The organism is Niabella aquatica, assembly GCF_054779315.1.
The window spans coordinates 1-1,986 of record NZ_BAAGYM010000033.1 but is presented as its reverse complement, the minus strand read 5'-3'; the positions used below and the strand labels follow the sequence as shown (position 1 = coordinate 1,986).

The 1,986-nt window shown below is 40.9% G+C and carries 2 protein-coding genes; both read left to right on the top strand.

What is annotated here, in order from left to right:
* Positions 1–362 precede the first annotated feature (362 nt).
* Positions 363–1,468 (top strand): IS3 family transposase gene (locus ACYVBM_RS19525; RefSeq protein WP_460687384.1). Its coding sequence is split into 2 segments (ribosomal slippage): positions 363–609 and positions 609–1,468, totalling 1,107 coding nucleotides; the frame shifts between segments, so codons are not numbered across the junction.
* 165 nt (positions 1,469–1,633) lie between these two features.
* Positions 1,634–1,986 (top strand): transposase (locus tag ACYVBM_RS19520; RefSeq protein WP_460687383.1); only part of this gene is annotated, 353 nt, incomplete at its 3' end.

Below are 1,986 nucleotides of genomic sequence, written 5' to 3'. Positions count from 1 at the left end.
AGTAAAAATACTCACCCAACAAACAAATGATGAATTTGACACCCTCTCTTAATGTACGAAAATAATCGTACAACGACTATCTTTTAATTTTCGGGAACACCCTTTCGAATGTCAGATTGTTCTCATTTGTTGACCTTTGATTCACAATTTAAAAACTGTCAATCAAAGTCTAGATCTCTACATAGGGTATTCCTGAAAATTATAAAAGTGTTCACAATCTACGATAATATCGTAGATTATTTTTAGTTTTTTAGTTAAGGACTTTTAGCAAATTTTGCTCCAAAGTGAGGCTTATTTGTAAATATCCCTAAAAAGCGGACAGTTTAAAATTGGAAATATTTAATAATTTTAAACTGTAAAAAATGAAAAAGACAAGATTTACAGAGACCCAAATTGTTTCTGCATTAAAGCGCCAGGAAGGGGGTATTCCCACCAAAGAACTCTGCCGCGAGTTGGGCATATCTGAAGCGACATTCTACAATTGGAAGAGTAAGTATGGGGGTATGGAAGCTTCTGAGGTAAAGCGTATAAAAGAGCTGGAAGAGGAGAATGCCCGGTTAAAACGCATGTATGCCAACCTGGCCATGGATAATGAGATATTGCGGGATTTGTTCACAAAAAAAGGCTGGGCCCTGCCACCAAAAGGCAACTAAGCGAGGAGCTTGTGAGAGAGCGGAAAATACCGGTGAGCCGGGCCTGCAAAATAGTTTCATTACCACGTTCTCAGTATTATTATGCGTCTGTAAAGGATGATTCAGCCGTAATAGAAGCCTTACAAGAGTTGGCCTTTGCCCATCCATCGTATGGGTTTAGAAAGCTCTTTGCTTATTTACGCCGTTCAGGCAAGGGCTGGAATCACAAGCGGGTGTATCGTGTTTATAAGTTATTAAAGCTTAACAAGAAACGAAAAGGGAAAAGACGGTTACCCGCACGGGTAAAACAACCATTACAGCAACAAACAGAGGTGAACAAAACATGGAGCATGGATTTTATGAGTGATAGCATGACCGGCAATCGTAAGTTCAGAACATTCAATGTAATGGATGATTGTAGCAGGGAGGTATTGGCGATTGAAGTGGACACATCCCTATCTTCAAAACGGGTGATCAGGACATTGGACAGGGTCATTGAGATCAATGGGATGCCAGAGATTATAAGAGTGGATAATGGTCCTGAGTTTACTTCAAAAGACTTTGAATTATGGGCTAAAGAAAAAGGAATCCATATTCAATATATCCAGCCCGGAAGGCCTATGCAGAACGGGTACATCGAACGTTTTAATCGTCTTTACCGGGAAGCTATATTAGATGCTTATCTGTTCTTTGATCTTTACCAGGTAAGGGAACTAACACACGAGTGGATGGAAGAATATAATCATAAAAGGTCACGTGAATCACTTGGTAATCTTACGCCTGCTGAGTACAAAATATTAGCTGATGAAAAGAAAAATGATCAATTAATAGGGTAGTGTTTAGTTCTTTGTGTAAATAGCTATTAAGTAACTGTATAAGAGAGTTAACCACCGTGCAGGAGAAGCGAAGTGAGGCGGAGCGTAGCGTAGCCGAACGAAGCGAACCTGCACGGGTTGCGGCCGGCCCTTTGGCCCGGATTTTTTAACTTTAAATACAGTTTTATGGAACAGGACAACAAACTACCCAAAGATTTCTTCAAGCAATTTACAAGCAAAGAAGATTTTCAATCATTTTTTAGTGAGCTCTACAAGCAGGGCGTAGAGCAAATGTTACAAGCCGAACTTGACAGCCACCTCGGTTATGAGAAGCATGCCAAAGATGGCAACAATACCGGTAATAGCCGTAATGGCACCTACCCCAAAAAGGTAAAAACCCAGTCCCTGGGTGACATGGTGCTCAACATTCCCAGAGATCGTAACAGCGTCCCGATAGCTATCGGGATTGAGCCGCAGTTAATACCCAAAGGTCAGCGCATGAGCGATAAGCTTGAAGAGTCCATTATCGGCATGTATAG